Annotated in this window: 25 protein-coding genes and 6 pseudogenes; 22 read left to right on the top strand and 9 right to left on the bottom strand. The window is 38.2% G+C overall.

Annotated features, from left to right (window positions below):
* Positions 1-165 precede the first annotated feature (165 nt).
* Complete coding sequence (locus L3081_RS17725) at positions 166-807, top strand: hypothetical protein (RefSeq protein WP_242287351.1); 642 nt, start codon at positions 166-168, stop codon at positions 805-807.
* A complete protein-coding gene (gene pulA / locus L3081_RS17720) occupies positions 804-2984 on the top strand; it encodes a pullulanase-type alpha-1,6-glucosidase (RefSeq protein WP_242287350.1) in 2181 nt (726 codons plus the stop codon). Before L3081_RS17725 ends, pulA begins: the two co-directional genes overlap by 4 nt.
* 50 nt (positions 2985-3034) lie before the next feature.
* Here the strand turns inward: pulA and L3081_RS17715 are convergent, their stop codons facing one another.
* Entirely contained in the window at positions 3035-3874 is an 840-nt protein-coding gene (locus L3081_RS17715; RefSeq protein ID WP_242287349.1) for a 1-acyl-sn-glycerol-3-phosphate acyltransferase, read from the bottom strand.
* Positions 3875-4087: 213 nt separating this feature from the next.
* Here L3081_RS17715 and L3081_RS17710 point away from each other — a divergent pair, with 213 nt between their 5' ends.
* The 5 genes and pseudogenes from L3081_RS17710 to L3081_RS17690 all read left to right on the top strand — a co-directional run bounded on the left by L3081_RS17710 (position 4088) and on the right by L3081_RS17690 (position 9161).
* Positions 4088-5065, top strand: a complete 978-nt coding sequence (locus tag L3081_RS17710; protein ID WP_242287348.1) for an ABC transporter ATP-binding protein — start codon at positions 4088-4090, stop codon at positions 5063-5065.
* A gap of 1 nt (position 5066) precedes the next feature.
* Positions 5067-5831: an ABC transporter permease gene (locus L3081_RS17705; RefSeq protein ID WP_242287347.1), complete on the top strand. Its 765-nt coding sequence runs from the start codon at positions 5067-5069 to the stop codon at positions 5829-5831.
* A gap of 22 nt (positions 5832-5853) precedes the next feature.
* Positions 5854-6587, top strand: a pseudogene (gene trmB, locus L3081_RS17700) (tRNA (guanine(46)-N(7))-methyltransferase TrmB).
* Positions 6588-6999: 412 nt separating this feature from the next.
* Complete coding sequence (panP, locus tag L3081_RS17695; RefSeq protein ID WP_242287346.1) at positions 7000-8649, top strand: pyridoxal-dependent aspartate 1-decarboxylase PanP; 1650 nt, start codon at positions 7000-7002, stop codon at positions 8647-8649.
* 38 nt (positions 8650-8687) lie between these two features.
* Positions 8688-9161, top strand: coding sequence for a glutaredoxin family protein (locus L3081_RS17690; RefSeq protein ID WP_242287345.1), 474 nt, complete (start codon positions 8688-8690; stop codon positions 9159-9161).
* A 48-nt stretch (positions 9162-9209) separates the two neighbouring features.
* Here the strand turns inward: L3081_RS17690 and panC are convergent, their stop codons facing one another.
* The 8 genes and pseudogenes from panC to dksA all read right to left on the bottom strand — a co-directional run.
* Positions 9210-10064 (bottom strand): pantoate--beta-alanine ligase, encoded by an 855-nt coding sequence (panC, locus tag L3081_RS17685; protein WP_242287344.1) that lies wholly within the window; start codon positions 10062-10064, stop codon positions 9210-9212.
* A 102-nt stretch (positions 10065-10166) separates the two neighbouring features.
* Positions 10167-10959, bottom strand: a pseudogene (gene panB / locus L3081_RS17680) (3-methyl-2-oxobutanoate hydroxymethyltransferase).
* A 119-nt stretch (positions 10960-11078) separates the two neighbouring features.
* Positions 11079-11573 carry a 2-amino-4-hydroxy-6-hydroxymethyldihydropteridine diphosphokinase gene (gene folK / locus L3081_RS17675; RefSeq protein ID WP_242287343.1) on the bottom strand — a complete coding sequence of 165 codons (495 nt, stop codon included), beginning with the start codon at positions 11571-11573 and terminating at the stop codon, positions 11079-11081.
* Between the two features lie 5 nt (positions 11574-11578).
* On the bottom strand, positions 11579-12928 hold the full coding sequence (gene pcnB / locus L3081_RS17670; RefSeq protein WP_338027408.1) for a polynucleotide adenylyltransferase PcnB: 1350 nt from the start codon (positions 12926-12928) through the stop codon (positions 11579-11581).
* Positions 12929-13187: 259 nt separating this feature from the next.
* Positions 13188-13867, bottom strand: a pseudogene (locus L3081_RS17665) (SDR family oxidoreductase).
* Between the two features lie 50 nt (positions 13868-13917).
* Positions 13918-14532 carry a flavin reductase family protein gene (locus L3081_RS17660; RefSeq protein WP_242287342.1) on the bottom strand — a complete coding sequence of 205 codons (615 nt, stop codon included), beginning with the start codon at positions 14530-14532 and terminating at the stop codon, positions 13918-13920.
* 55 nt (positions 14533-14587) lie between these two features.
* Positions 14588-15559 (bottom strand): tRNA glutamyl-Q(34) synthetase GluQRS, encoded by a 972-nt coding sequence (gene gluQRS, locus L3081_RS17655; RefSeq protein WP_242287588.1) that lies wholly within the window; start codon positions 15557-15559, stop codon positions 14588-14590.
* Positions 15554-15994, bottom strand: a pseudogene (gene dksA / locus L3081_RS17650) (RNA polymerase-binding protein DksA); the annotation flags it as partial. The gene gluQRS and the pseudogene dksA, both read right to left, overlap by 6 nt.
* A 624-nt stretch (positions 15995-16618) precedes the next feature.
* Between dksA and rplN the strand changes: the two are divergent.
* The 15 genes and pseudogenes from rplN to rpsD all read left to right on the top strand — a co-directional run bounded on the left by rplN (position 16619) and on the right by rpsD (position 23745).
* Positions 16619-16987, top strand: a complete 369-nt coding sequence (gene rplN / locus L3081_RS17645) for a 50S ribosomal protein L14 (RefSeq protein ID WP_242287341.1) — start codon at positions 16619-16621, stop codon at positions 16985-16987.
* A 12-nt stretch (positions 16988-16999) separates the two neighbouring features.
* The gene (rplX, locus tag L3081_RS17640; RefSeq protein ID WP_242287340.1) at positions 17000-17314 is read left to right on the top strand and encodes a 50S ribosomal protein L24; all 315 of its coding nucleotides are present in this window, start codon (positions 17000-17002) and stop codon (positions 17312-17314) included.
* A 12-nt stretch (positions 17315-17326) separates the two neighbouring features.
* Complete coding sequence (gene rplE, locus L3081_RS17635) at positions 17327-17872, top strand: 50S ribosomal protein L5 (RefSeq protein ID WP_242287339.1); 546 nt, start codon at positions 17327-17329, stop codon at positions 17870-17872.
* Between the two features lie 4 nt (positions 17873-17876).
* Entirely contained in the window at positions 17877-18182 is a 306-nt protein-coding gene (gene rpsN / locus L3081_RS17630) for a 30S ribosomal protein S14 (RefSeq protein WP_242287338.1), read from the top strand.
* Positions 18183-18201: 19 nt separating this feature from the next.
* Positions 18202-18591 carry a 30S ribosomal protein S8 gene (gene rpsH, locus L3081_RS17625; RefSeq protein WP_420839755.1) on the top strand — a complete coding sequence of 130 codons (390 nt, stop codon included), beginning with the start codon at positions 18202-18204 and terminating at the stop codon, positions 18589-18591.
* Positions 18592-18601: 10 nt separating this feature from the next.
* The gene (gene rplF, locus L3081_RS17620; RefSeq protein WP_242287336.1) at positions 18602-19135 is read left to right on the top strand and encodes a 50S ribosomal protein L6; all 534 of its coding nucleotides are present in this window, start codon (positions 18602-18604) and stop codon (positions 19133-19135) included.
* A gap of 9 nt (positions 19136-19144) precedes the next feature.
* Positions 19145-19498, top strand: coding sequence for a 50S ribosomal protein L18 (gene rplR / locus L3081_RS17615; RefSeq protein ID WP_242287335.1), 354 nt, complete (start codon positions 19145-19147; stop codon positions 19496-19498).
* Between the two features lie 9 nt (positions 19499-19507).
* On the top strand, positions 19508-20017 hold the full coding sequence (gene rpsE / locus L3081_RS17610; protein WP_242287334.1) for a 30S ribosomal protein S5: 510 nt from the start codon (positions 19508-19510) through the stop codon (positions 20015-20017).
* Between the two features lie 6 nt (positions 20018-20023).
* Positions 20024-20203: a 50S ribosomal protein L30 gene (gene rpmD, locus L3081_RS17605; protein ID WP_242287333.1), complete on the top strand. Its 180-nt coding sequence runs from the start codon at positions 20024-20026 to the stop codon at positions 20201-20203.
* Between the two features lie 2 nt (positions 20204-20205).
* Positions 20206-20641 (top strand): annotated as a pseudogene (gene rplO / locus L3081_RS17600) (50S ribosomal protein L15).
* Positions 20642-20649: 8 nt separating this feature from the next.
* Positions 20650-21992: pseudogene (gene secY, locus L3081_RS17595) on the top strand (preprotein translocase subunit SecY).
* Positions 21993-22025: 33 nt separating this feature from the next.
* Positions 22026-22139, top strand: a complete 114-nt coding sequence (gene rpmJ, locus L3081_RS17590) for a 50S ribosomal protein L36 (protein ID WP_130603190.1) — start codon at positions 22026-22028, stop codon at positions 22137-22139.
* Between the two features lie 195 nt (positions 22140-22334).
* A complete protein-coding gene (gene rpsM, locus L3081_RS17585; RefSeq protein WP_242287332.1) occupies positions 22335-22691 on the top strand; it encodes a 30S ribosomal protein S13 in 357 nt (118 codons plus the stop codon).
* A gap of 13 nt (positions 22692-22704) precedes the next feature.
* On the top strand, positions 22705-23094 hold the full coding sequence (rpsK, locus tag L3081_RS17580) for a 30S ribosomal protein S11 (RefSeq protein ID WP_159817719.1): 390 nt from the start codon (positions 22705-22707) through the stop codon (positions 23092-23094).
* A 30-nt stretch (positions 23095-23124) separates the two neighbouring features.
* Positions 23125-23745 (top strand): 30S ribosomal protein S4, encoded by a 621-nt coding sequence (gene rpsD / locus L3081_RS17575; protein ID WP_242287331.1) that lies wholly within the window; start codon positions 23125-23127, stop codon positions 23743-23745.
* Positions 23746-23759: the final 14 nt, after the last annotated feature.

Here is a 23759-nt window from a genome sequence, read left to right as displayed (position 1 = left end):
CCTAATTAATGTGTGTAATGATACAATTTTGCGACATTAAATATGAATGGATGGTGAAAGTCAAAAAATTTAGCTTTTAAGTGAATACGTATGCAATATAACGAAACTGGTTTTTTTATTTAGGTAGAACAAGTAAGTTAATAATAAACATTTATTAGACCTATTATGATGAAAAAACACAAAGCTTCACTGATTCTCTATACAATATTCTTTACTACAATGCTGTTAACTGCTTGTGGGGACAATACTCAAAAGCAAACTCCTTCTACAGTAATCAATAAGCAGAGTTTAAAGAGTACGGAAGAGTTAATGCGTTCAGTCACTGATAGCTCGGCGCATTGGCTAACCACTGATTTACTCGTGTTACCTAAGACAAATACAGCAATAGACTATCAATTACTGAGTAGCTCGAAAACAGGCATGGAGACTGTTGCTTTAACTAAAATGGCGTTGCCAAGCAAAGTGGAAGAGCAATCCCCACATTTAAGGAACTTTCAAGCCTTTCAAGTAAACTTATCAAGATCACAAGCGAAAGCTTGGTTAAAACAACCTCTATTCGTTGCAGGTATTGATGCCAAGGGTGAAGTAAAGAAAGTGTCTACTGTGCAAACAGGTGCGGTGATTGATGCTTTGTACACAGAAGGTGATAATGACGCAGATGAAGTTAAAGATCTTGGTGCAACCATCTTAACTAATGGCGTGAGTTTTAAGTTATGGGCACCCACCGCACAAAAAGTTGAGTTATTACTTTTTAATGATGATTCATCAGGTGTACTAACACCACTCAAACACCTTCACTTACTATGATTGAAGATACCAAAACGGGTGTTTGGTCTGTCGTAGGTGATACGTCACTTAAAGGCGCCTTCTATCAATATCAAGTCACTGTCTATCATCCTGAATCTAAAAAAGTAGAAACGCTAACGACTACCGACCCTTATTCTTTGAGTTTGTCTGTAAATAGTAAGTACTCACAAGTAGTTGATTTGGACGATCCGGCGACACAACCGTTAAATTGGGAAAACCATAGCATCCCCATAGTTAAGAACGCAGAGGATAATATTTTTTATGAAACCCATATTCGAGATTTTAGCTCTGATGATTTGTCGCTGTCTGAGGATGATTATCGTGGTAAATATAAAGCCTTTAGTGAACAAAATTCAGAGGGTATACAACATTTAAAAGCATTGCAAAAAGCAGGTTTGAATAATATCCACTTATTGCCAACGTTTGATATTGCTACGGTGAATGAACAATCAAGCAAAGTGGTTAGTTTGTCTGACACGGTGGAAAACGCTAAAGCTAAAGTATGCGACATCAAACCATATATCAAACTATGTACTGAAAAATATGACGATAAACAAACGCTAAAATCATTACTAAGCAGTTTTAATGTGAGTGGCACAGAGGCACAACAAGTAGTAAGTGAGTTAAGAGAGTTTGATGATTATAACTGGGGTTATGATCCTTATCATTACACTGTGCCCGAAGGTAATTATGCGCTAAATCCGCAAGGCATTTCACGCTTGGTTGAGTTTAGAGAAATGGTACAAAGCATTCATGGCTTAGGATTCAGAGTAATTATGGATGTGGTTTATAACCATACTCATCAATCTGGTTTAGAGCCTAATGCCGTTTTAGATAAAATAGTACCTAATTATTATCATAGGCTTCACCCCATTACAGGCGCTATTGAGCAATCTACCTGTTGTGATAATACCGCAGTAGAGCGCGTTATGATGGCAAAATTGATGTCAGATTCTTTGGTGGTTTGGGCACGAGATTATAAAATTGATGGCTTTCGATTTGATCTTATGGGGCATCAGAGTAAAGCGGCGATGTTAGCTGCGCGTGAAGCGGTGCGTGCCGTAGATAGCGATACCTATTTTTATGGTGAAGGGTGGAATTTTGGTGAAGTTGCCAACAATAGCCGTTTTGAACAAGCGAGCCAGTTAAATTTAGGCGGTACAGAAATTGGTACTTATAGCGATAGACTACGTGATGCAGTGCGCGGCGGAGGAAATAACACCCGTGACTCTCAAGGCATAGGTAATGGCTTGTTGATGCAACCAAACGAACGCTTAAGTCAAACTAACAGCCGCCAAGAGTATGAGTTGCGCATGGATCAATTGCGTATTGGTTTAGCGGGTAACTTATCAACGTTTCCACTAAAACAGCAAAATGGTACACAAATACTCGGTAAGGATATCCCCTATGGAGATCAACCCACAGGTTATGCCTTAGATCCGGCAGATACTATTAATTATGTTTCAAAGCACGATAATCAAACCTTGTGGGATAACAGCCAATATCGATTGCCTTTTGATGTTTCTACAGACAATCGCGTCAGAATGCATTTACAAAGTTTATCATTCATATTGTTTGCTCAAGGTATTCCATTCTTACATATGGGCTCAGAGTTTATGCGCTCTAAATCTTACCTTAGAGACAGTTATGATTATGGTGACTGGTTTAATCGAGTCGATTTTAGTAAACAAAATAATTACTACAATGTTGGTCTGCCACCGGCAGATAAAGATCAAGACAACTGGCCGTTAATTAAAGCCGTATTGAAAGGGCATCAAGGTCGAGATCACGTTCAGGCTAAGCATATTGAATTTAGCGCTAACGTGTTTGAAGAAATGCTAGCACTGCGCATGAGTTCACCTTTATTTAGGTTAACCACAGCGAATGATATTATCGAAAAAGTTAGTTTTCTGAATACTCAAAACGAACAGCTAGGTTTATTGGTGATGAAACTAGACGACACGCAAGGGCAGGTGGCAGATGATCATGTTGATAGTTTAATGGTCATCTTTAACACCAAGACCGAAGCACAAACTTTTGCTTACCCAGGCGCGAGTGAATATCAATTGCACCCAATTCAACAAAACAGCGTTGACGCAGTAATCAAACAAAGTAAAGCCGATGAAAAAGGCTTTACTGTGCCTGCATTATCAAGTGTGGTGTTTATTAAGTACTAACGGGTTTGTTTCAATTGTCATATCGTGGCGTTAGGTGCAAAAAATAACCTTTACCGGCAGAACGTTAGTCGGTAAGTACTTTCATTAGTGCCGCCGATAACGGTGATTTTTTCTAATAAACCTTTGTCTATTAAAAGCGTTAACATATTGCTAGATAATTTGGTTAATTTAGCTTTAGCAGTAATTTCCATTTTTGTCGCTACACCTTTAAGAGAATACAAGGCTTGAATAATAGCGGCTTCTGCTTCGGTGATTGATGGCAGCTGACCAATATAGGGAGGAAATTGATCGTTAAGATGTTTACCATGAACGCTTTTATATGATGCCTGCATTGCTTGAATGTCGTTGTCTTTATCACCCGTTAATTTAAAAGTATGAAACACACCAGTTTCTTTACTTAGGTAATCTACCTTGGCAAGAAAAATAGGTAAATCACAACCTTGAGCAATATGATAAAAGCCTGTTTTCCATTTTTTAACTGCGCCACGGGTGCCTTCAGGGGTAAATAAGAAGAATACTCGATTGCCTTTTTGTGAATCTATAAATGCTTTTATTTGTTCAACTTGGCCTTGACCTTTTGAGGAGCGATCAATCGGCATAGCCCCTAACCACATTAGCCAAGTACCTAAAACAGGCACTTTGCACATACTGTCTTTTATGGAAAAGTAAATTTTTACATCTTGTATTATTGCTGCGCCGAGCGCGTAAATAAAATCCAAGTTAGAAGTATGTGGCGCTGCAATAGCAACGCCCGCACCTTCAGGAGGGTGTTTACATACTTTCCGGCCCGCTAATTTGAACCAGAGTGTAAATAACGATTTTAAAAAATATTTGGTAAATAGCCCGTCAAAGATGGTTTTTTCGCGGATAGATAGGTTTTTTTTAGTCATGAATCACATCAATAAAAGATGTATTGAAAATATAATGTTAATTATAGCATAACAATATAGGCAATCTATTTAATTGATATCAAGAAACCGCGTAGTGGTTGATTCTATTTTTATTTTTATAGATCTTCATTGCGGTTGAAATTACAATTAATAGCACCATATTAAATTTCCTTATCCTTGACTGTTTTTATTTATAACCCTTAAAGGAAAAACATGACATCTACATCAAATACTAACAGCATAGAAACTCATGCTTATGATAGTTATGCGTTAGAAATAAACGCGCTTGCTAAAACCTACAAAGGTGGCTTTCAAGCGCTTAAAGGTATTGATTTAACTGTAAAACAAGGAGACTTCTTTGCATTACTTGGCCCAAATGGTGCGGGTAAATCTACCACAATTGGCGTAATAACTTCATTAGTCAATAAAACCAAGGGACAAGTTAAAGTATTTGGTTATGATATTGATACTGATTTAGAAAAAGCAAAATCATTTATTGGATTAGTACCACAAGAATTCAATTTTAATCAATTTGAACCGCTAATGAATATTTTAGTTAATCAAGCCGGGTATTATGGTGTTGATAAAAAAACAGCCGTAATTCGTGCAGAAAAATATTTAAAACAGCTATCGTTATGGGACAAACGACATGCTGCAGCCCGTGAATTATCTGGTGGAATGAAACGTCGTTTGATGATTGCTCGTGCATTAATGCATGAGCCGCAAATGTTGATTTTAGATGAACCTACTGCAGGAGTAGATATTGAAATTCGTCGAGGCATGTGGGATTTTTTGCAAACACTCAATGCGCAGGGTATTACCATTATATTGACAACGCATTATTTAGAAGAAGCTGAAAGCTTATGTCGAAATATCGCTATTATCGACGGTGGCGAAATTGTTGAAAATACTAGTATGAAAGGGCTATTAGCACAGCTAGAAGGGGAGACTTTCGTGTTAGATCTAGCGGTACACCAACATGAAGTAACCTTAGAAGATGTGGGGTATCGCATGATAGATGATCACACATTAGAAATTGATTTACGAAAACCGCAAAACTTAAATGCTGTTTTTGCACAGCTAACAGCACAAGATGTTGATGTTTTAAGTATGCGAAATAAAAGTAATCGCTTAGAAGCGCTTTTCGTTAACTTAATTGAGCATAACGTTGCGAAAAAGAAGGCTAAATAATATGAATAACACAATTGCCTTAAAAAGCATTTTAAATAAAGAAATACAAAGGTTTATGCGTATTTGGGTGCAAACTCTAGTACCACCGCCTATCACCATTAGCTTATATTTTGTCATTTTTGGTTCGCTTATTGGCTCGCGTATTGGTGAAATGGGCGGCTTTGATTATATGTCGTTTATTGTGCCAGGTTTGATCATGATGAGTGTTATTACCAATTCATATTCAAATGTAGCCTCCTCTTTTTTTAGCGCTAAGTGGCAGCGTAATGTCGAAGAAATGTTAGTTGCCCCTGTGCCTAATTGGGTTATTGTTGCGGGGTATGTTGGCGGCGGTATGGCGAGAGGCATGTTAGTGGGCTCAATTGTGACTTTGGTATCATTACTGTTTGTTGATATTCAAATTCATAATGTATGGGTTATTATTGCTACGGTTTCGTTAACCTCTGCAACCTTTGCTTTAGGTGGGTTAATTAATGCTATTTTTGCTCGTTCATTTGATGACATATCTATTATTCCCACTTTTATATTAACGCCTTTAACGTACCTTGGTGGTGTTTTTTATTCCATTAGTTTGTTACCTGAGTTCTGGCAAGGTGTTTCTCAAATTAATCCAATAGTGTATATGGTAAATGCCTTTCGATATGGCTTCTTGGGAATATCTGATGTGAATATCATTACGGCTTTTGCTGTGATAGGTTTCTTTATTATTACGTTATTTACTCTTGCCATGATTTTAATTAGTAAAGGAATAGGTCTTAGAAGTTAAGGCAACAAAGTAGTTAATTTATATGAATACAAATTCGAAAATATCAACAAATGCAGAATTGAGTCATTCCGTAGGTGATTCTAAAGCTATTATTACCAATCAAAGCGGTATACATGAAAAATTGGATGACATTGTAAAAAAACATTTAGCACATCCTTTTAAAAAACCTTACCAAGTGCATACGCAAAAAGCCTTTGATGACATCAACGAACTTGTTGATGCATTTCTTCTTGATAAACCCAATGGAGAGATCATACTTGATTCCTGTTGTGGTGTTGGTCAAAGCACACGCTTACTTGCAAGCTTAAATCCTGAAGCGTTAGTTATAGGTGTGGATAAATCTGCTAGTCGACTTGAGCGAAATATTGTCGGTTTTGATTTGAAAAACGGCTATCAAGCGGATAATTTTCATTTAGTTCGTGCTGATTTAAATGATTTTTATCGTTTAGTAAAAATGGCTAACTGGCCTATTTCTAAACATTATATTTTGTATCCTAACCCTGGCCCAAATCAAAACATTTACAACGACGTTGGCACGGAAGTGCTGTATTTCCAACATTAATTACGTTAGGTAAACAAATCATTTTGCGTAGTAATTGGCAACTGTACTTACAAGAGTTTCAACAAGCAGCTAAACAAGTAAATCTACCGGGGGAACTTACTAAGTTAACGGTTGAAGTACAACCACTGACACCTTTTGAGGCTAAGTATCAGGCAAGTGGACAAGTGTCTTGGCAATTAGTGTTCAAGCGTTAAATTTTTGTTGGTAGTTTTCCCGGTAGAACATTGATTACTCAAAAACACTAATTTATCGTTATTTTCACCACATCATTCTTAACCCTCACAATTTTAATTTATTTATTGTCTTGTAAATCAATTAATTAACTTTTTGGTATGACAATTGATTGTATATATTTAATCAGTACATAGATTGAAGGAAATTGTGATGAAAGCCATGAAGAATAAAATATTGATGATAATAACTGTAATAGCACTCTGCTCTCAGGCTGCCTTAATTTACGCTAGTTCGTTAATCCATTAACTTTGTGAATAACGATTATATCTATTATTAAGGTATTATTACGGCTCTTTTTTTGAAAATAGAAGACATTAGAGGTTTTTTTTATTAAAGTTGTCTGCTTAAATAGATAACTTGTTATGAATTAGTATGATTACGCCTAAGCGTTTTGCCCGAGCAACCCCCGAAGCTTTACATAGAATTTTTACACTAGCTGAATCTCCTGAGTCAACGTTAGGGCGTATTGAACAAGAAATTTCTCAAAACCTACTAGGTTTTTTGAATAATCATATTGTTGCCAGTAAAAATGCGCTAACGGATATTGAACAAGACTTTATTTGTCCACGAATACCCGAACAACCTGAATTTGTTTCTGATCATATGCACCATTTGTTAGACAAATTAGTCTCGCAATCAGTTCATACTGCAAGCCCTAGCTTTATCGGGCATATGACATCGGCTTTACCTGCCTTTATTTTACCTTTATCTAAATTAATGGTAGGTCTTAATCAAAATTTAGTAAAAGTAGAAACCTCAAAAGCTTTCACACCGCTAGAGCGACAAGTGCTAGGTATGATGCATAATTTAGTGTATCAAGAAAAGGATGATTTTTACCAAACCTGGATGCACAGTGCTCAGCATTCTTTAGGAGCATTTTGTTCGGGCGGAACTGTTGCTAATATCACCGCACTTTGGGTTGCCCGTAACAAGTTATTAAAATCGCAGGGCAGTTTTAAAGGCATTAGTCGCTCTGGCTTATACTCAGCTTTGACTCATTACGGTTATCAGGGCCTGGTGATTCTTGTTTCAGAGCGAGGACATTATTCATTAAAGAAATCGGCTGATATCCTTGGTATTGGGCAAGACAGTGTTATTGCTATCGAAACAGATGAAAACAATAAAATAGACTGTCAAAAATTGGCAGAAAAATGTCGGCAACTTCAAGCTGAAAATATTAAAGTTTTAGCTATTGTCGGCATAGCGGGTACCACAGAAACGGGCAATGTTGATCCATTAGATGAGATGGCTGATATTGCAAAAGAATACCAGTGTCATTTTCATGTGGATGCCGCATGGGGGGGAGCAACTTTATTTTCTAATAAATATAGAAGTATTCTTGCGGGTATTGAACGTGCAGATTCTGTAACTATCGACGCACATAAACAGATGTATGTACCTATGGGGGCAGGTGTCGTTTTATTTAAAGATCCCTCTTCTGTTGCCGATATTGAACATCATGCTGAGTATATCTTACGTAAAGGCTCTAAGGATTTAGGTAGTCATACATTAGAAGGCTCACGCCCAGGAATGGCGATGTTAGTGTACGCCAGTTTGCATATAATTAGCCGTCCTGGTTACGAAATGCTTATAAATCAGTCAATTGAAAAGGCTGAGTATTTTGCGAGCATCATTGATCAGCATGATGATTTTGAATTAATCACTAAACCTGAGTTGTGCTTATTAACATATAGGTATGTGCCTAAATTAGTTCAAGCATTACTGGCTGATTGTCAATTAAGCGGTGATGAAGAGCAGCAAGCTGAGCTTAATTTGATTTTAGGTAAATTAACTAAATTCATACAAAAGCGTCAACGTGAGGTCGGTCGCTCATTTGTTTCTCGTACACGCATTAAAGTCGCACGCTATGGTGGCGAAAAAATGATTGTATTTAGAGTTGTGCTAGCTAATCCATTAACGAGTAAAAGTAATCTACATGATATTCTTGCTGAGCAGTGTTTGTTAGCCAAAGAAAGTGAAACATTTTTACCTCAATTATTGAATATGGCAAAAATAAGTTAAATCTCGGTTAAACGGGTATAAGTTAATAAGGATATAATATGTATAAAGGATTGCTTTATTTTTTGTTAATATTCACTAGCGGCATGTCTAGTTTGGACGCAGCTGCAATTTATAAATGGGTAGATGCTAATGGTAAGGTGCATTATAGCGACACGCCATCTGCGAGTAATGCTACCGAAACAATCGATGAGCAACACCTAAATTCTCGTGCTAGTACTTATTCACAAACCCAAGAAAAGCTATTATCAACTGGTAACCCATCAACTTATCGAAAGCAGCAAAAAATTGTTATGTACACCACTTCAAGTTGTGGTTACTGCGCGAAAGCAAGAGCATACTTTGCTGAAAAAAGCATAATATACAAAGAAAAAAACATTGAAACTTCAAAAAAATATCACAGTGAATTTAAAGCGCTTGGGGGAAAAGGTGTGCCTGTTATTTTGTGGGGAAAAAACAAAATGAATGGCTTTAGTATTGCTGCGTTTGAAAAACGCTATAAAGAGTCATCTTAGAGGGACTAGATTTAAGCACTTACATTTAAATGTAAGTGCTTAGGTTATTTATAGACTAACGGGCAAATTATCAATTAGCCTTGCTTTACCTAAATAGGCAGCAGCTAAAATAACAATCTCTTTATCGTTTGGCATTGCCGGTGCTAATGTTTGAGCATGGCATAAATTTATATAATCTGTTTTTAAGCCTGCATTTTCGAGTTTTTCGCTCGCTTGCATCACAAGAGCAGCATAGTCTCTTGCTTCATGACTTGTGCGTAATTGCTCACTTAACCACTGTAACGTTTTATATAATGTAGGGGCAATCGCTAACTCTTCAGGTGTTAGGTAACCATTACGTGAACTCATTGCTAAACCTGACTTTTCTCTAATTATCTCTACAGGAATAATCTCAACAGGCATAGATAAATCGTCAACCATGGTTTTAATTACTTGTAATTGTTGATAATCTTTTGAGCCAAAGCAAGCAACATCCGGTTGTACTAAATTAAAGAGTTTACACACAACGGTGGCTACGCCACGAAAGTGTCCGGGCCGAGTCGCACCACAATACAAACTTGAAATATTTGGTACTTCAACATAGCTATTATCACCGAACCCTTTCGGATAGATAATCGCAGAGGTTGGGGTAAATAGTAGGTCGGTATCTACTTGTCTTAGGCTAGCTTTGTCCTGTGCTAATGTGCGAGGATAATTATCAATATCTTCACTTAGTCCAAACTGCATAGGGTTGACAAATATACTAACAATAACTTTATCTGCATGACGATGTGCGGCTTTGACTAACGCTAGATGTCCATCATGCAAATTACCCATGGTAGGTACAAAAGCAATAGTTAAGCCCTGCATTTTCCAAGCTTTAACTTGGTCACGTAAATCTTTTATGTTTTCAACTGTGTTCATATTTATCTCTTAAATCGCCAATAAGTAATGCTTAAAGTGATATAAAGCTCTTATTAGCGAGAGTTTTTCTTTGGTCACTAGAATAGATATATTGACGTAAATTTATTTAAATATATGTTCTTCGCCAGGGAAGTTACCTTTTGATACTTCACTGATATAAAGCTCAATGGCTTTTTTGATATCACCCGTTTCTTTAATGAAGTTACGAGAAAACTTGGGCATATAACTACACGAAATACCTAAAGCATCATGCATTACTAATATTTGTCCGTCAGTATCTTTGCCAAGACCTATACCAATGGTAGGAATGCTAACAGCTTCGGATATTGCTTTACCCAGTGGTGCAGGAATACACTCTAAGACAAGTAATTGTGCACCAAATGTTCTAGTATTTGGGCGTCCTGAATCATTTTTTGCGCTTGAATATCATCACGCCCTTGTACTTTAAAACCGCCAAATACATTGACTGACTGAGGTGTTAAACCTAAATGAGCACAAACAGGAATACCGCGCTCAACCAGAGATTTAATTGTATCAGCTAACCAGGCGCCCCCTTCCATTTTGATCATACTTGCGCCGCTTGCATCAGTTTTGTGGCATTAATTAAGGCTTGCTCTTTAGTGGCATACGTCATAAAAGACATATCACCAATAATTAACGTGTTTTCAACACCTCGGCGTACACATTGCGTGTGATAAACCATGTCATTAATCGTAACAGGTAAGGTATCATCTTGACCTTGTAGTACCATACCGAGAGAGTCACCAATTAAAATAGCATGAATGCCTGCCTGATCGAATAGCTTTGCAAAGCTCGCATCGTAAGCAGTAATGGTTGAAATTTTTTCACCTTGTTGTTTCATTTTTAACAAGGTAGATGTGGTTATTTTAGCCATACAGTTCTCAATTCGTTTGTTGAGTTGATTCGTGAGAGTATTACTTGAGTAATTACTCAGTTACGCTACTGTGGCATAAATTTTTTTTAACTGCAATATACAGCTCGGCTTAGATTGCTTTAGCTTAGCTTTACCATTGAATTTTTTGCTATTTTTTGGCTTAAGTCTTCGAGGCTATCACCATTGGGAAGTATTAATTTAGGGGCGATTTCTGCAAGAGGTAGTAGCACAAACTCGCGCTCACTCATGCCATAATGGGGTATGGTTAAACGGTCAGTATTTATTATTTCATTACCAAAAAGAATGATATCAAGATCCAAAATACGCGCTCCCCATCTGTTTTCCTTACGTACTCTCCCTGCATTATTTTCAATAGATTGCAGTGAGTTTAATAATTCAATGGCACAGAGTGATGTTTCTAACGCTAAAACCGCATTGATATAATCATCTTGATCTTGGGGTCCCATCGGCTTACTAAGGTATAAAGATGAGACAGAAAGCAGTCGACTATGCGGTATTATCTCTACTTTTTTAATCGCTTGTTTGATTTGTTCAACAGGCCCAGATAAATTACTACCTAAGCCAATATAGGCAATTTTAGGGGAAGAAATCATGTGAACTAGGATTCAACCGCAGGATTGATTGTCGGTTTGCGTCGTTTTCTTGGTGTACGACGTTTAGGACCGGGGACGCTTTTAACGCTCTTTACCATTTGTTGTTGCGCATCAAAGCTAATATCTTGAAAATCAGTCCACCATTTTGCTAATTCTGCTAGCTGAGTATTGTCTGTTTCTATTTGAGCACGTAATAATAAAAAGTCATAACCGGCTCTAAATTTAGGATGTTCAAACGTTTTAAATGCTTTTTTACCTTCACGTCGTGCTAACTTTTCTTGCAAAATCCAGATATCTTTCATCACACTTTGAAACCGCTTAGGAATAGCAATACTGCGTTGTTGTTCTGGCATTATTTCACTTAAGGCTGCAAAGAATGCATCTTGAGGAGACATTTGATTGTGAAGATTTATCTGTTTAATATAATGCTGTAATGGATACCAAAGCATGGCTGCAAATAAGAATGCAGGAGTAACACGCTGTTCATTGTTGATGCGTTTATCTGTATTTTTCATAGCTTGAATTATGAAACGTTCAAGCAAGTCACCGTCATTTGATTCATCTTTATCTGGTGCATTAAGCTTAGGTAATTTCTGGTCTACCGCAGGAAAAAAATAACTGAATAGGTTGTATTCACGTAATTGATGGTAGTTTGCTAAGGCTTTGCCTGAAATGAACATTTTCAAAAATTCTTCAAACATGCGCGCCGCAGGAATATTAGCCATCAATGGTGACAACTCTTTGATAGGCTTACGGGTTTCAACGGCTATTTCCATATCCAGTTTTGTAGCAAAACGAATAGCACGTAGCATACGTACAGGGTCTTCTCTATAACGGGTTTCAGGATCGCCAATGAGGCGAATGATTTTATCCTTTACATCTTGAACACCGTTGGCGAAGTCAAATATTTTAAAATCTTTTGATGAATAATAAAGGGCGTTAATAGTAAAATCGCGACGTTCTGCATCCTCATCAATACTGCCATAAATATTGTCACGTAATAACATGCCATCTTCACTTTGTTTCGATGTTTTAGTGCAATTTTTATCCTTGTCGTTAGCGCTGTTGTGATGACCACGAAAGGTAGCAACTTCAATTATTTCTCGTCCAAACACAATATGTGCAAGACGGAACCGGCGACCAATTAAACGGCAGTTTCTAAATAAGCTTTTGATTTCATCAGGTGTTGCATTGGTAGCAATATCAAAATCTTTAGGCTTTTGACCAAGTAAAATATCGCGAACACCACCACCTACAAGATAAGCATCGAAACCACCTTTGTTTAATCTAAACAGTACTTTAAGTGCGTTTGGACTAATTAACTGACGCGATACAGGGTGTTGATCACGAGTGATTATTATTGGCTCTTTAAGTGTTGTGACATGGTTGTTATTGAGTGCTTTTTTACTGGTGTTTTTAGTAAAAACTTTTTTGCATAAATTTATGACGCGTTTGATAATCGGCGGCCTTTTATTGGTAATAGGAAGTATATGAAAAAATATCTGGATAATTTAGTTGTAATGATATAACAAATGAGTAAAAAAGAGAATGAAAAAGCCGCTAATTTTTGCAAATTACAGGCTTTTTTTAGAACATATTTTCAATAAAAAATACCTACCAAGGCAAGACTTCACCATTAGAATGTTTAAATACACCGGAGTCTTCCATGGTTAAATTATCTATTAAGGTAATTAATTTTAATGCTGACGCATCAGCACTAATATCACCATTACTAGTACTGCCGCCTGTATTAACCATCTCTGTTTTAACATAACCAGGGTGATAAATACCAATGGCAATTTGCTCAGTTGCTAGATCTCTAGCTAAAGACATGGCACCACTATTAAGTGCTGCTTTCGACATTCTGTAACCATAACGCCCACCTGAAGTATTGTCAGTGATAGAGCCCATTCTTGAGGTAATAAAAGCGACTTTGCTGCCTGTATGTAAATGTGTTAATAGCGCATGTGTTAATGCAAGCGGAGCAAGCGCATTGACTGAAAACTGTTCTGCTATTGTTGTTTTATTAAATCTTGATAAGCTTTCATCACGTAAAATACCGGCATTATTAATTAACACGTCAATATCAACATTAGCCGCGCAAGCTTAGCTATAGAAATGCCTACTTCCGTTGCAATATCAATATTTTCTATTACCTGAACACCTAAAGCACTGAGTTGTGGAGAACTTTGTCTACATAGAGCATAAACAATATCTCCTCGCTCTTTACAAATTTTTGTTATAGCAAAACCAATACCTCGATTTGCGCCAGTAATTACAATTGTTTTAGACATAATAGATACAGCTTCTTCATAAGTTAATGTTAATGTTCGTTATTCTTAAGTTACTTGGGACGAATAATTTCAAAGGGTTGATTGATCGTGGCATACTCTCCGCCTCCAAGACGAGATAAAGGTAGGACTCTATCAGCATGCACTTTAATTCTTTGTTTTTCGTCGATGTCTACCACTTTATCATTGATATACACTTGTTTAACTTCAACAAAAATTAAACTTTGTGGTACATCGCCAAGTTCCTTGATTTCATAAAGTTCACAACCATAAGCTATATCACATTGCGCTATTCTTGGCAGTGAAAAATTAGCAAATTCAGAGGTCTCTATATTTGCTTCTGTTAGTTCTGATTCACCATGGTCCAATGTTTGAGATGTTTGGGTAACTAGTGCCGCTTGTTGTGTGGATGCAATATGTATAACAACCTTTTTATTTTTAATAATGTTTACTAGCGTATCTTTGTTATCACCATTGGGTTTTTTTCCAACAGATAACATCAATATAGGCGGTGCACTCGAAACGGCTGTAAAATATGAAAACGGAGCTAAATTAAATGAACTGTTACCTGAGTCGGTTAATGCCCAAGCAATAGGTCGGGGAATGATCGTTTGTGTCATTAAATGGTAACGTTGATTCGGAGATAATTCAGCAAAATTTAAATTCATGGTTAATCTCTATTAATTGGTTAATCGGTAATGTAGGTTAGATGCTTCAAGTTAATTATAGTGTCGAGATGCTTATTTCTTTTTGCTTAGGTACTTTGCTTCTTTCCCAGTGTTTAATAGCCCAAGTGATAATAGTATCAACGGATTCATGAACCAAATCATGGACAGGTTCTTGGCCTAAAAAGGATAGTGCGGCAACTAAGGTCGCTTGTGGTTTAGTGTTGTCAATACAAGGTGCGTTATTCTGCTTGCTGAGTTTATAGCCGTGCTTAGTTGTAGCTAAAGGTATATGTCCGTACTCAGGTAACTTTTGGTTAAGGGTTTTAAATAACGTTAATTGTCTGGCGGTAGGTTCGAGTAGGTCGCAGCCGCGAATCACATGGGTAATATTCTGATAAATATCATCATGAACTACAGCTAATTGATAAGCAAACAGCTTATCCTTTCGGTGAATAATAAAGTCTTCTTCAGCTAAGGCTTTATCACAAGTAACATCCCCTTGAAAAATATCATTAAATTGATATAAACCGTAATGATTAATGAGTCTAATAGCGCTATGCTGCTGTGAGTTGCTTAATGTACGACAGTTTCCTTGATAAATACCACCAAGAACTTTGATCTCTGAACGTGTGCACTGACAATAATAACTGAGCTTTCGCTGCTGTAATTCATGAAGTATGTGGTGGTAACAATCAGACTGCCGGCTTTGATATAGCACTTGCTCATCCCAATTAAGTCCAAAAGCGTCAAGGGTTTTTAATATGGCAGCACTGGCACCTGTCTGCTCTCGAGGGGGATCAATATCCTCTATGCGAACTAACCATTTACCCTGATTGCCTTTACTATCCACATTCGCTTTTGCATCTAAGAAGCTTGCTAATGCCGTAATTAAAGAACCAAAGTGAAGAAATCCAGAAGGTGAGGGAGCAAAACGACCACGATAACAATCTTGCGATGCTAACAATGGTCGCTCGGAATATAGAATGTCTTGTTGCAAGGCTTGCAAAACGGGTGACTTAGCCGCCATTTGACGTTCTTTTATTTCAGCTAGTGTTTTACATTCAATACAAAGATCGGCAGTGGGTCTAGCTTCTAAACGGCGAATACCAATCTCGATACCGCAAGAATTACAGAAGCCAAAATCATCATCTTCAATTAATTGTAATGTTTTCTCAATTTTTTTGATGAGCTTACGTTCTCTATCACGGGTACGTAATTCAAGGCTAAACTCTTCTTCTTGAGCTGCTCTATCAACTGGATCAGGAAAATTAGCTGCTTCATCTTGCATGTGGGTAACAGTGCGGTCGACTTCTTGACGTAGCTGTATGCGCCATGCATCTAAAATTTTCTTAAAATGTTCTTGTTGGGGTTCACCCATGTATTCTTCACCGCCTTTTTCTTGATAAGGCTCAACGCCTGCTAATGCTAAAATACCTAATGTTCTATGTTTACTTGTTGGCATGCTGAATCTCCTAATACTACAAATATCAAGGTTGCTTGGTAATAACACCAGTTAACAATTTTACCTTGGTTGTAATTGCCAATATCAACTACGTAACTTACTTAATATAGATATAGACCTAAAATATCAGGACTATATTGTATCACAGTTGATGAAAATCAATGTTTTGAACTAATAAAATGTAAAATAAAAATATTAGTCATTTTTATCAGTGGTTTAGCAACAAATAAATACTGTATCTATGACTTATTGTTATCAGTCTTTTTTCTTGAGCAAGCTTTTTAGCAAGTTTATAGTGTGTTAGTCAATCATTATTCAGCTTTATTAAGTATAAAGCTATGTTAAACATGCTGCTTATATATAGCTTATATCCTATTTATTATGTTGTTGTTCATTTTTTAGTTAATTAAGCTATCACTTTATTTTTAGTGGTGTTATAATCTCGCGCCCATTAACTTTGAGTGGTTCACTTTTAGTAGAAGTTTAATGTCGGTGGGAAGTCTTTTTAAGGCAGTGACGGGTCAAATTTCTGGCCTTGAATTTTAATTTATCTTAATGATTTATATTTGTTTTTCTATTAGATAGGAAATAAATAGTTAAAAGATAACAGCGGAGCAAAAATCAATGATCCAAATGCAATCACAGCTGAATGTTGCTGATAACAGTGGCGCTAAGCGTGTTCAATGTATAAAGGTTCTTGGTGGCTCGCACCGTCGCTATGCACGCATTGGTGATATCATCAAAGTTGCCGTAAAGGAAGCAAGTCCTCGCGGTAAAGTAAAAAAAGGTGATGTTCACACTGCGGTAGTGGTGCGCACTAAGAAAGGTGTTCGTCGTTCAGATGGTTCTGCTATCCGTTTTGATGAAAACGCGGCTGTAATGTTAAATGCTAACTTACAACCAATTGGTACTCGTATTTTTGGGCCTGTGACACGTGAACTTCGTAATGAAAAATTTATGAAGATCGTATCATTAGCACCAGAAGTACTATAAGGAGTCACGATAATGGCATCTAAGATTCGTCGTGATGATGAAGTAGTTATACTTGCCGGTAAAGACAAGGGCAAAACAGGTAAAGTGACCAAAGTTCTTGTTGAAAGTGGTAAAGTATTCGTAGAAGGCGTTAACTTAATCAAAAAACATACTAAGCCTGTACCTCAGTTACAGCAGCCTGGTGGAATAGTTGAAAAAGAAGCACCTTTACAAGTATCTAACGTAGCAATCCTTAACCCTAAAACGGGTAAGGCTGATCGCGTTGGTTTTAGATTTGAAGACGGTAAAAAAGTACGTTTCTTTAAATCTAATAACGAATTAATTTAATTGGAGTAAACGATGGCGAAACTGCATGATTTTTACAAAGATACAGTTGTAAGCGATTTGCAAAAGCAATTCGGTTATAAAAGTGTCATGCAAGTCCCTCGGATTGAAAAGATCACCCTGAACATGGGTGTTGGTGAAGCTATTGCCGATAAAAAGGTATTAGAACACGCCACGAATGATCTTACTGCAATCTCAGGTCAAAAGCCGGTCACGACAGTAGCACGCAAATCAGTTGCGGGCTTCAAAATTCGTGAAGGCTATCCTATTGGTACAAAAGTAACTCTACGCGGCGAGCGTATGTGGGAATTTTTAGAGCGTTTAATCTCTATTTCAATTCCACGTATTCGTGACTTCCGTGGCTTAAATCCTAAGTCATTCGATGGTCGTGGAAACTACAGCATGGGCGTTCGTGAGCAAATCATCTTCCCTGAAATCGATTATGATAAAATCGATAAAATTCGCGGATTAGATATCACTATTACTACTAGCGCGAAAGATAATGAAGAAGGACATGCACTATTGTCTGCCTTCAATTTCCCGTTCAAGAAGAAGGTGTAGAGTTATGGCTAAATCGTCAATGAAAGCTCGTGAAGCTAAACGTACAAAACTAGTAGCTCAGTACGCTGAAAAGCGTCGTGCGTTAAAAGAGATCATCTCAAGTGTCGATTCTTCTGAAGAAGATCGTTGGGATGCGGTATTGAAACTTCAAAGTTTACCACGTGATTCATCAAGTAGCCGTCAACGTAACCGTTGTAATGTTACTGGTCGTCCACATGGTTACTTACGTAAATTCGGCTTAAGCCGTATTAAGTTGCGTGAAGCAACTATGCGTGGTGAAGTTCCAGGTCTTAAGAAAGCTAGTTGGTAATTCACGGGAGTAAATGGTTATGATGACTGATCCTATCGCGGACATGTTTACACGCATCCGCAACGGTCAATCTGCAGCAAAAACTGCAGTACAAATGCCATCTTCAAAAGTTAAAGTAGCAATTGCTAACTTACTTAAAGAAGAAGGCTATATTTCAGATTATTCAGTATCAGGTGATGTAAAACCTGAGTTAGCTGTAACGTTGAAGTATTTTGAAGGTAAAGAAGTTATTGAAGTGATCAAACGTGTTTCACGTCCTGGTCTTCGCGTATACAAAAGCTGTGATGAACTTCCTAAAGTTCTTGCAGGTATGGGTATTGCGATTGTTTCGACTTCTAAAGGTTTGATGACGGATCGCGCCGCTCGCTCTGCGGGTATTGGTGGTGAGATCTTAGGTTTCGTAGAGTAAGGAGAGAATTATGTCTCGTGTTGCAAAAGCACCAGTCGTTGTTCCTGCTGACGTTACGGTAACGTTATCAGGTCAAGACATTAAAGTTAAAGGTCCAGTAGGTGAATTATCACGTACGATCCACAGTTTTGTTTCGGTTTCTCAAGAAGGAAATCAAATCATTACGAATATCGCATGCGATAATAGCAAAGCATGGGCTCAAGCCGGTACTGCACGCGCTTTAATCAATAATATGGTTGAAGGTGTAAGTAAAGGTTTTGAAAAGAAATTAGTTTTACAGGGTGTTGGTTACCGTGCAAAAGCTGCCGGTAAATCATTAGATTTATCTTTAGGTTTTTCACACCCAATCAGTCACGCTATTCCTGAAGGAATTACTGTTGAAACTCCTAGCCAAACTGAAATCACACTGAAAGGTTGTGATAAACATTTAGTTGGTCAAACCGCAGCGAACATTCGTGCATACCGTAAACCAGAGCCTTATAAAGGCAAAGGTGTTCGTTATGTTGATGAATATGTTCGTCGTAAAGAAGCTAAGAAGAAGTAGGGTAATACTATGGATAAGAAAACATCTCGTTTGCGCCGCGCTAAACGCGTTCGTGCAAAAATCAGCGAGTTGGGTGCGAATCGTCTAGTTATATTCCGTACTCCTCGTCATATTTACGCGCAATTGATTGCTCCAACTGGTTCTGAAGTTATCGCATCAGCGTCTACTTTAGATAAAGAAGTTAGTGCTCAGTTAGAAAAAACAGGTAATGTTGCAGCAGCAACTGCAGTAGGTAAAGCAATTGCTGAACGTGCTGTAGCAAAAGGTATCACTAAGATAGCTTTTGATCGCTCAGGCTTCCTTTACCATGGTCGCGTTAAAGCATTAGCAGAAGCAGCTCGCGAAGCCGGCCTTCAGTTCTAGGGGTTGATAATGGCAAATCATAATCAAGAAAACTCACAACAAAGTGATATGGCTGAAAAGCTAATCGCCGTTAACCGCGTATCTAAAGTGGTTAAAGGTGGTCGTATTTTCAGTTTCACGGCATTAACAGTAGTTGGTGACGGTAATGGTCGCGTTGGTTTTGGCTACGGTAAAGCACGTGAAGTGCCTGCTGCTATTCAAAAAGCAATGGAAAAAGCGCACCGTAATATAGTAAACGTTGACTTGAAGGGAACTACTCTTCAGCATGTCATCATTGGCCGTCATTCTGGTTCAAAAGTTTACATGCAACCCGCTTCTGAAGGTACAGGTATCATCGCCGGTGGCGCGATGCGTGCAGTACTTGAAGTTGCAGGCGTTCAGAACGTGTTGTCAAAAGCATACGGTTCTACTAACCCAATTAACGTGGTTCGCGCTACTGTTTCTGCTTTGACGAATATGCATTCGCCAGAAAGCATGGCAGCTAAACGTGGCAAAAGCGTTGATGAAATACTGGGGTAATTCAGCATGTCAAAAACAGTTAAAGTAACTCAAGTGAAAAGTTCTATCGGTCGTTTACCGAAGCATAGAGCTACATTAAAAGGCCTTGGTCTACGTCGTATTAATCATACAGTAGAGTTAGAAGATACTCCGTCTGTACGTGGTATGATCAACAAGGTTATTTACATGATTAAGGTGGAGGATTAATAATGCATTTAAATACTTTATCCCCTGCACCGGGATCTCATAAAGCTAAAAAACGCTGTGGTCGTGGTATTGGCTCAGGTATCGGCAAAACTGGTGGTCGTGGTCACAAAGGTCAGAAGTCACGTTCTGGCGGTAGTGTACGTCCAGGTTTTGAAGGTGGTCAAATGCCATTGAAACAACGTTTACCTAAATTTGGTTTTACTTCACGTAAATCTTTAGTTCGCGCTGAAGTTCGTTTACATGAATTAAATCTTATTAAAGGTGATGTTGTTGATATTCACGCGTTAAAAGATGCTTGGTCTAATCAGCCGTAACATTGAAACAGCAAAAATTATGCTGTCTGGCGAAATTACTCGCAAGATCACTGTTCGCGGTTTAGGCGTAACTAAAGGTGCTCGTGCAGCTATTGAAGCTGCCGGTGGTAACATCGAGGAATAATACAGATTATGGCTAAACCAGGATTGGAAGCTTCGCAAAAGGGAAGCAAAGGCGCAGGCGGTTTGTCTGAGCTAAAACAAAGATTGTGGTTCGTATTCATAGCATTAGTCGTGCTACGTTTAGGATCTTTTGTACCAATCCCTGGTATTGACGCCGCTGTATTAGCTCAGTTCTTTGAACAGCAAAAGGGCACCATTGTAGAAATGTTTAACATGTTCTCTGGTGGTGCACTTGAGCGAGCCTCGGTATTGGCGTTAGGTATTATGCCGTACATTTCAGCTTCAATTATTATGCAACTGTTAACAGTGGTTAGTCCAAAGTTTGCAGAGCTTAAGAAAGAAGGTGAAGGGATGACGTCGTAAAATCAGTCAATACACACGCTACGGCACATTAGTTCTAGCAACAGTACAATCAATAGCGATTGCGAGAAGTTTACCGGATATGATGCAAGGCTTAGTTATAAATGCCGGCTTTGGTTTCTATTTCACGGCAGTAGTAAGTTTGGTTACAGGTACCATGTTTTTAATGTGGTTAGGTGAGCAAATTACTGAGCGTGGGATCGGTAATGGTATTTCAATCATTATATTTGTTTGGTATTGTTGCCGGCATGCCATCGGCTGTTGGTCAAACAGCTGAGATGGCGCGTCAAGGTGAATTGCACTTATTAGTATTATTGTTAATTGGTTTTGTGGTATTTGCAGTAACTTTCTTAGTGGTATTTGTAGAGCGTGGTCAACGACGTATTGTTGTTAACTATGCTAAACGTCAGCAAGGCCGTAAGGTTTTTGCCGCGCAAAGCACGCATTTACCATTGAAAGTGAATATGGTCGGGGTTATCCCGCCAATATTTGCCTCAAGTCTTATTTTGTTCCCTGGCACGCTTGCGAGTCGGTTCGGACAAGGTGAAGGCCCAATGGCTGATTTCTTACAAGGCGTATCTCAGGCTATGTCGCCTGGGCAACCTTTGTATGTATTGATGTTAGCCGCAGCAATTATATTTTTCTGTTTCTTTTATACGGCATTGGTATTCAATCCGCGTGAAACTGCAGATAACTTGAAAAAGTCAGGTGCGTTCATTCCAGGGATTCGTCCGGGAGAACAAACATCCAAATATATAGATAAAGTCATGACACGTTTAACCCTTGCGGGTGCGATGTATATTACCTTTGTCTGTTTGGTTCCACAGTTTATGATCATGGCATGGGACGTTCAGTTCTATTTCGGCGGTACATCATTATTGATTATCGTGGTTGTGATTATGGACTTTATGGCACAAGTACAAACACATATGATGTCTCATCAATATGATAATGTACTTAAAAAAGCAAACTTAAAAGGTTACGGTCGTTAGACCGAGCTGATTTAGTTAACGGAGTATAATGATATGAAAGTACGTGCATCCGTAAAAAAGATTTGTCGTAATTGTAAAGTGGTTAAGCGTAAAGGCGTAATTCGCGTTCTTTGTTCTGAACCAAAGCACAAACAAAGACAAGGTTAATTACCTTTGAAGTCCTTGATTTCTTCATTCTATAAGTCTGAATAAGTTAATGTTTTCAGTATAAATCTTTTTGAACTGGCATTATGCAGATTTTTCTGTATAATGCCGCTTCGATTTGCGAAAAACGAGAATGGTTGGGTATCCTAACGGGCTTTCCAACCAATGTAATTTTAAATTAATATAGGAGATGTGTTAGTGGCCCGTATCGCCGGCATTAACATCCCTGATCGTAAGCATGCAGTAATCGCCATTACTGCGATTTACGGTATCGGCGCTACCCGTGCAAAAGCTATTTGTGCGGCAGCCGGTATTGAAGAATCAACGAAGATCAGTGAATTAGACGAAGCAAAAATTGATTTGCTTCGCGCTGAAGTGGACAAATTTACCGTAGAAGGTGATTTGCGCCGTGAAGTTTCAATGAACATTAAACGTCTTATGGATTTAGGTTGTTACCGTGGCATCCGTCACCGTCGCAGTCTTCCTCTACGTGGTCAACGCACTAAAACAAATGCGCGTACCCGTAAAGGTCCTCGTAAGCCTATTAAGAAGTAAGAGGAACTAGACAATGGCTAAAACACCAGTTCGTACGCGTAAACGCGTAAAAAAACAAGTTGCTGATGGCATGGCACATATCCATGCTTCTTTCAACAACACAATCGTGACTCTTACAGACCGTCAAGGTAATGCATTATCTTGGGCGACTGCAGGTGGTTCAGGTTTCCGTGGTTCACGTAAATCTACCCCTTTTGCTGCGCAAGTAGCTGCAGATCGCGCAGGCGCTACTGCAAAAGAGTTTGGCTTGAAGAATATTGAAGTGTTCGTTAAAGGTCCAGGTCCAGGTCGTGAATCTGCTATCCGTGCCTTAAATGCTGCCGGTTTTAAAATCACCAACATTACTGACGTTACACCTATTCCTCATAATGGTTGTCGTCCTCCTAAGAAACGTCGCGTTTAATCGTTTTTTTAGGATAGTTGGAGAAAGAAAATGGCTAGATATTTAGGTCCTAAGTTAAAGCTTAGTCGCCGCGAAGGAACAGATTTATTCCTTAAAAGCGGTGTTAGAGCAATTGACACTAAATGTAAAATCGAAACAATACCAGGTCAACACGGCGCCCGTCGCGGTCGTTTGTCTGATTACGGTGTTCAACTTCGTGAAAAACAAAAAGTTCGTCGTATTTATGGCGTACTAGAAAAACAATTCAGTAATTACTACAAAGAAGCAGCACGTTTAAAAGGTAATACAGGTGAAAACTTGTTACAACTTTTAGAAACGCGTTTAGATAACGTAGTTTACCGTATGGGCTATGCAAGCACTCGTGCTGAAGCTCGTCAATTAGTTAGCCATAAGGCTATCGTGGTAAATGGCGGTGTAGTAAATATTCCATCTTTCACTGTTAAAGCTGAAGATGTGGTTTCTGTTCGTGAGAAGTCTAAAACTCAAGCACGTATTATCGCCGCTTTAGATTTAGCCGACCAACGTGAAAAGCCACTTTGGGTTGAAGTTGATAATAAAAAACTTGAAGGAACGTTTAAACGTGTTCCTGATAGAGCTGACTTATCTGCTGAAATTAATGAACAGTTGATTGTTGAACTTTACTCTAAATAGTAAAGTTACACTTT

It is taken from the genome of Colwellia maritima, assembly GCF_022669015.1.
GTDB classification, from domain to species: domain Bacteria; phylum Pseudomonadota; class Gammaproteobacteria; order Enterobacterales; family Alteromonadaceae; genus Colwellia; species Colwellia maritima.
This window is presented reverse-complemented; position numbering and strand designations above follow the sequence as displayed.

Bases quoted from the DNA above. Each gene is read 5' to 3' on its own strand.
- folK (WP_242287343.1), bottom strand. From the start codon at position 11,573: ATGATTTCTTCCCCTAAAATTGCCTATATTGGCTTAGGTAGTAATTTA.
- rpmD (WP_242287333.1), top strand. From the start codon at position 20,024: ATGTCAAAAACAGTTAAAGTAACTCAAGTGAAAAGTTCTATCGGTCGT.
- rplX (WP_242287340.1), top strand. From the start codon at position 17,000: ATGGCATCTAAGATTCGTCGTGATGATGAAGTAGTTATACTTGCCGGT.
- rpsE (WP_242287334.1), top strand. From the start codon at position 19,508: ATGGCAAATCATAATCAAGAAAACTCACAACAAAGTGATATGGCTGAA.
- L3081_RS17715 (WP_242287349.1), bottom strand. From the start codon at position 3,874: ATGACTAAAAAAAACCTATCTATCCGCGAAAAAACCATCTTTGACGGG.
- pulA (WP_242287350.1), top strand. From the start codon at position 804: ATGATTGAAGATACCAAAACGGGTGTTTGGTCTGTCGTAGGTGATACG.
- panC (WP_242287344.1), bottom strand. From the start codon at position 10,064: ATGAACACAGTTGAAAACATAAAAGATTTACGTGACCAAGTTAAAGCT.
- L3081_RS17660 (WP_242287342.1), bottom strand. From the start codon at position 14,532: ATGAATTTAAATTTTGCTGAATTATCTCCGAATCAACGTTACCATTTA.
- rpsK (WP_159817719.1), top strand. From the start codon at position 22,705: ATGGCTAAAACACCAGTTCGTACGCGTAAACGCGTAAAAAAACAAGTT.
- L3081_RS17690 (WP_242287345.1), top strand. From the start codon at position 8,688: ATGTATAAAGGATTGCTTTATTTTTTGTTAATATTCACTAGCGGCATG.
- gluQRS (WP_242287588.1), bottom strand. From the start codon at position 15,559: ATGGCGGCTAAGTCACCCGTTTTGCAAGCCTTGCAACAAGACATTCTA.
- rplF (WP_242287336.1), top strand. From the start codon at position 18,602: ATGTCTCGTGTTGCAAAAGCACCAGTCGTTGTTCCTGCTGACGTTACG.
- L3081_RS17725 (WP_242287351.1), top strand. From the start codon at position 166: ATGATGAAAAAACACAAAGCTTCACTGATTCTCTATACAATATTCTTT.
- rplR (WP_242287335.1), top strand. From the start codon at position 19,145: ATGGATAAGAAAACATCTCGTTTGCGCCGCGCTAAACGCGTTCGTGCA.
- rplE (WP_242287339.1), top strand. From the start codon at position 17,327: ATGGCGAAACTGCATGATTTTTACAAAGATACAGTTGTAAGCGATTTG.
- rpsH (WP_420839755.1), top strand. From the start codon at position 18,202: ATGATGACTGATCCTATCGCGGACATGTTTACACGCATCCGCAACGGT.
- rpsN (WP_242287338.1), top strand. From the start codon at position 17,877: ATGGCTAAATCGTCAATGAAAGCTCGTGAAGCTAAACGTACAAAACTA.
- rplN (WP_242287341.1), top strand. From the start codon at position 16,619: ATGATCCAAATGCAATCACAGCTGAATGTTGCTGATAACAGTGGCGCT.
- rpmJ (WP_130603190.1), top strand. From the start codon at position 22,026: ATGAAAGTACGTGCATCCGTAAAAAAGATTTGTCGTAATTGTAAAGTG.
- L3081_RS17705 (WP_242287347.1), top strand. From the start codon at position 5,067: ATGAATAACACAATTGCCTTAAAAAGCATTTTAAATAAAGAAATACAA.
- L3081_RS17710 (WP_242287348.1), top strand. From the start codon at position 4,088: ATGACATCTACATCAAATACTAACAGCATAGAAACTCATGCTTATGAT.
- rpsD (WP_242287331.1), top strand. From the start codon at position 23,125: ATGGCTAGATATTTAGGTCCTAAGTTAAAGCTTAGTCGCCGCGAAGGA.
- panP (WP_242287346.1), top strand. From the start codon at position 7,000: ATGATTACGCCTAAGCGTTTTGCCCGAGCAACCCCCGAAGCTTTACAT.